Annotated in this window: 5 protein-coding genes and 1 tRNA gene; 1 reads left to right on the top strand and 5 read right to left on the bottom strand. The window is 70.9% G+C overall.

The features are described from left to right. A partial coding sequence (locus FUT87_RS03805; RefSeq protein WP_255511647.1) for a methyl-accepting chemotaxis protein occupies positions 1-995 on the bottom strand: 995 nt, incomplete at its 3' end. Between the two features lie 140 nt (positions 996-1135). Beyond that, positions 1136-2068, bottom strand: a complete 933-nt coding sequence (locus FUT87_RS03800; RefSeq protein ID WP_147240134.1) for a LysR family transcriptional regulator — start codon at positions 2066-2068, stop codon at positions 1136-1138. Between the two features lie 91 nt (positions 2069-2159). Here FUT87_RS03800 and FUT87_RS03795 point away from each other — a divergent pair, with 91 nt between their 5' ends. Next, positions 2160-3020, top strand: a complete 861-nt coding sequence (locus FUT87_RS03795; RefSeq protein WP_147240133.1) for an NAD(P)H-dependent oxidoreductase — start codon at positions 2160-2162, stop codon at positions 3018-3020. Positions 3021-3027: 7 nt separating this feature from the next. On the opposite strand, the gene FUT87_RS03790 is transcribed toward FUT87_RS03795, so the two are convergent. The 3 genes from FUT87_RS03790 to FUT87_RS03780 all read right to left on the bottom strand — a co-directional run. Continuing rightward, entirely contained in the window at positions 3028-3894 is an 867-nt protein-coding gene (locus FUT87_RS03790; RefSeq protein WP_147240132.1) for a cyanophycinase, read from the bottom strand. A gap of 3 nt (positions 3895-3897) precedes the next feature. Further along, positions 3898-3987: transfer RNA gene (locus FUT87_RS03785), tRNA-Ser, on the bottom strand. Between the two features lie 41 nt (positions 3988-4028). Continuing rightward, on the bottom strand, positions 4029-4556 hold a 528-nt coding region (locus FUT87_RS03780), incomplete at its 5' end, for a symmetrical bis(5'-nucleosyl)-tetraphosphatase (RefSeq protein WP_147240131.1).

Below are 4556 nucleotides of genomic sequence, written 5' to 3'. Positions count from 1 at the left end.
ATGTTGGTCTGGAAGGCCAGGCCGTCGATGACGCCGATGATGTCGGCGATGCGGCCGGAAGCGCGGTGGATCTCCTCCATCGTCGACACGACGCGGGTGACCGCGCTGCCGCCGGCATCGGCGACCCGCATCGCCTGGTCGGAGAGCTCGCGGGCCTGCTGCGCGGCCTCGGCGGTATGACGCACCGTGGCCGCGAGCTGCTGCACCGAAGCGGCGGTTTCCTGCAGGCTGGCGGCCGCCTGCTCGGTGCGGCCCGAGAGGTCGGTGTTGCCCGCGGCGATCTGCGTCGAGGCGCTGCCGATGTGCTGCGCCGCTTCCCGCACGCGCGCCATCGCCGCGTTCAGGCGCTGCAGCGAGTCCTTGATCTTGAGTCCCGCCGGCGTGCTCGCCTTCACATGCGCGACGTCGAGCGCGAGACGGTCGTCGCGGCTGCCCAGCGCGCGGACCAGGTCATGCAGCTCCAGCCCTTCCTTGGTGTTGCGCCGCATGTGCGCGGCCATCACCAGCTCGATGCCGGTCTGCGCGACGACGTAGGCCGCATGCAGCACGATGCGGCCGAAGTCGGGTTCGCTCAGGCAGTAGGTGCCGAAACCGGCGGCGAGCAGGCGGTCGAAGAGCAGGTGGTGGACGGCAAAGAGCGCCGCCCCCAGCACCAGCACTTTCCAGTCGCGGTACATCAGCAGGTAGGCCAGCGTGACGAAGACGCCGAAGTGCAGCTCGACCATGCCGCCGCCGAGGTGGATGTGCAGCATCACCATCAGCGCCTGCGCGGTGGTGAGCGTCATGCGCGTGGCGGTGGCGCCCGGTGCCGCCGCGTAGGCCAGCCCGGCCGCGGCCAGCAGCGCGGTGCCGATGCCCGTCGCCAGTCCGAACTGCGCATAGCGCCAGCCCAGCCCCAGCGCGAGCAGCCAGCTGACCGCCAGGATCAGCAGCATCGCGCGATCGCAGGCGGCGTAGATCTTGCGGAAACCGGTCAGTCCGGAAGGATGTCCCATCGTTGCTCTCCCTCGAAGCGTGGCGGCGGCTTCTATCGAGGTGACGACCGTTCTGACCACGCGGGGCGCATGTTCGTTTCAGGATGTGTCGGCCGGCTTGGTGAAAACGCCAAGGCGCAACAGGTCCCGCGCGACGGAATTCACGACGGGCCGGCGTCCGTGCCTGCTCGCGCGCGGGGCCCGGCGATCGCGAACACCTGATCGCGCAGCCAGCGCTGCGCCGCGTGGCCGTGGTTGCGCTCGTGCCAGACCATGGCGATGTCGAAGCCGTCGATCGGCAGCGGCGGCGGCAGCACCTGCAGGCCGGCGGCCTGACCCTTGACCAGGCGCTCGGGCACCAGGGCGATCAGGTCGGAGCGGCCGACGATGTCGGGTACGAACAGGAAGGACGCCGCCGAGAGCACGACCTGGCGCGTCAGCCCGAGGCCCGCGAGCGCCTGGTCCACCGGCGTGCTGAAGGCGCCACCGGCCGGCGAGACGACCACCTGCTCCAGTTTGGAGAAGGCCTTGGCCGTGAGCCGGCCGCTGACGGCGGGATGGCCGCGCCGCGCGATGAGCACGTAGCGCTCATGGAAGAGCGGGCGCAGCCGCAGGCTGTCCGCGGCCTCGGTCGGCTGCATCAGGCCCAGGTCGACATCGCCGCGCGCCATCTGGGCGGCATGCTGGTGCGGGTCCAGGTGCCGGACGGCGATGCGCACGCCCGGCGCTTCCCTTCGCAGCCGCAACACCAGCGGACGCAGGACCGAGGCCTGCAGGTAGTCCGAGGCGGCGATGGTCACCGTCAGTTCGGCGCTGCCCGGCTCGAAGTGCAGGTGCGAGCTCGCGACCCCGCGCACCTGGTCCAGCGCCTGGCGCAGCGGCTCGAACAGCGACAAGGCCTTCGCGGTGGGCGTCATGCCGCGCTGCGCCGGGAGCAGCAGCGGGTCCTCGAAGACATCGCGCAGCCGGCTGAGCTGCGCGCTGACCGCGGGCTGGCTGAGGCCCAGCCGGGCGGCGGCCTTGGTGACATTACGCTCGGTCAGCAGTGCCTCGAGCGTCACGAGCAGGTTGAGGTCGAGCCGGCTGGTATCCATGCTTTGGATAGTAGGGCAGAGAAGACGTGATTTCACGGATGGGGCCGCGCTCGTCAGACTGACGCTCATTCCCGATCTTCTGGAGTCCGACATGACCACTACGCCCAACAGAGACCATCCCGTCGCCACCGGCGCTGCGGCAGCCGCCGCTTCCGCTTCCACCGCCGCCTCCGCCGCAGGTCGCAAGACCGTGCTGATCGTCCACGCGCATCCCGAGCCGACCTCGCTGACACGCACGCTGGTGGGCGTCGCGGCGGAAACGCTGGGCTCGGCCGGGCATGCCGTGCTGCAGTCCGATCTCTACGCGATGGGCTGGCGGGCCGTCTACGGCGAGGCCGACTTCCCCGTGCGCGCCGACGCGACGCGCTTGAATTTCGTGCGCGAATCCGGCCATGCCTTCGAGCACGGCCATCAGCCGGCCGATGTCGTCGAGGAACAGCGCAAGCTGCTGGCCGCCGACCTGGTGATCCTGCAGTTCCCGCTGTGGTGGTTCGGCATGCCGGCCATCATGAAGGGCTGGATCGACCGCGTCTGGGCCTACGGCCTGGCCTATGGCCGCCACGGGCAGGGCAACCGCTTCCGTTACGGCGAAGGCGGCCTCGCGGGCCGGCGTGCGATGGTTTCGGTGACGACCGGCGGGCCGGCGGCGGACTACTCGCCGCGCGGCATCAACGGTCCGATCGATCAACTGCTGTTCCCGATCACCCACGGCACGCTGTTCTATCCCGGCATGTCGGTGCTGAAGACGCATGCGGTGCACGGCGTGGGCCGGATGACGCCGGAGGATGTCGAGGCGGCGAAGGCGGCGTGGCGCTTGCGGCTGGCGGGCGTCTTCGACGAAGCGCCAATCGCCTTCCGGCCGCAGAACGGCGGCGACTACCCGGATGGGCATCAGCTGCGCGATGACGTGGCGCCGGGACGCGTGGGCTTCGAGGCCCACATTGCCGGCTGAGGCGAGCTCAGCCGATCAGCGGAGCGGGCGAGGCGATTGCGCGGAGCAGTCGCTGCAGATGCGGTGGCGTGGCCGGGTCGTTGAATCGCAGTGCGGTGCCGGATGGCAACAGGAAGAAGCCGAGTTGCTCGAAGGCGATGACGGAGGACGGCTCGCGCCGGTCGGTCATTCGGGAGCCGTCGATGACCGTCACGGCGCCCGCGCCGACGACGCGCAAGTCGTGGCCGGGACGGACGATCAGCGCGGTGTCCTCGTCGATGCCCACGCCGGTGCGGCGCGGGTCGAGCGAGACCAGTTGCAGCAGCCGCGCATGGCGCTTGCGCTGCGCGAAGTGCTGGTCGATCACGAGGGTCGGCATCAGTCCAAGCGCGGCGTGCAGCGGCTGCGAGGGGCCGGCGAACTGCTCATTGAGGTCGCCCACCGGCATGTGGGCGCCGAGCGCCGAGGCGCCCGCGCTGGTGCCGGCGATCGCGAGTTCGCCGGTGCGGTGGCGTTCTCGGATGAGCGCGTGCAGGGGGGTGTCGCCGATGACGTCGAGCAGGCGCTCCTGGTCGCCGCCCGTCATGAACAGAAGGTCGGCCGACCGCAAGGCCTGCAGCGCGTCGTCCGCGCCCGCGGCCTCGCGGTCGCGCGGATCGAGCCAGGCCGGCACGGCGCCCAGCGCCCGGAAGGCGGGCTCGTACTGGGACCAGAGCAGGTCGGGCTCGCCGCTGGCGGTGCTCAGCACGACAACCCGGAGCGGCCCGCCGCCCGCATGAGAGGCGGCGCAAGCCGCGACCAGCTCTCGCAGCACGATGCCGGGCGTCAGCCGGTCCTCGTTGCCGCCGATCAAGGCGAGCAGGGCGGGGGGGCTGGCGGTCGTGAGGGCGTTCATGGGTGGCGGAGACGGTGAGATTCGAACTCACGGAGGGCGCGAACCCTCGGCGGTTTTCAAGACCGCTGCCTTAAACCACTCGGCCACGTCTCCTTGGAGAAGGCGCGCATTGTATGCGTGCCGTCGGCCTTCGTTCAGTCCGCCCCCGGCTTCCTCGCCTGCGCGCAGGACACCTGGATGATCTCCAGCACCTGGCCGTCGGCCACGCGGGCCGCCGTCAGCTCGCCGCCCCACACGCAGCCGGTGTCCAGCGCCAGCAGGTCCGGCCGCTGCACCAGCCCCAGCGTGGACCAGTGCCCGAAGGCCACCGGCTCACCGGCCGTGCGCCGCTGCGGCACGTCGAACCAGGGCATGAAGCCTTCCGGCGCCGTGCCCAGGCCCTCCTTGGTCTTGAAGTCCAGGCGGCCCTTCGCATTGCAGAAGCGGATCCGCGTCAGCACGTTGATGATGAAACGCAGCCGCGGCGCGCCCGTCAGCTCGTCGCTCCAGCGGTCGGGCTCGTTGCCGTACATCTGCGGCAGGAAGTCCGCCAGCTCCGGGCCGCGCAGCAGCGCATGCACTTCCTCCGCCAGCGCCAGGACCTGCGCGGCGTCCCATTGCGGCACCACGCCCGCATGCACCATCAGCCAGCCCTGCGCCCGCGCCGCCAGCCGCTGCCGGCG

This window comes from Mitsuaria sp. TWR114, from assembly GCF_007997345.1.
This window is presented reverse-complemented; position numbering and strand designations above follow the sequence as displayed.

Bases quoted from the DNA above. Each gene is read 5' to 3' on its own strand.
- FUT87_RS03800 (WP_147240134.1), bottom strand. From the start codon at position 2,068: ATGGATACCAGCCGGCTCGACCTCAACCTGCTCGTGACGCTCGAGGCA.
- FUT87_RS03790 (WP_147240132.1), bottom strand. From the start codon at position 3,894: ATGAACGCCCTCACGACCGCCAGCCCCCCCGCCCTGCTCGCCTTGATC.
- FUT87_RS03795 (WP_147240133.1), top strand. From the start codon at position 2,160: ATGACCACTACGCCCAACAGAGACCATCCCGTCGCCACCGGCGCTGCG.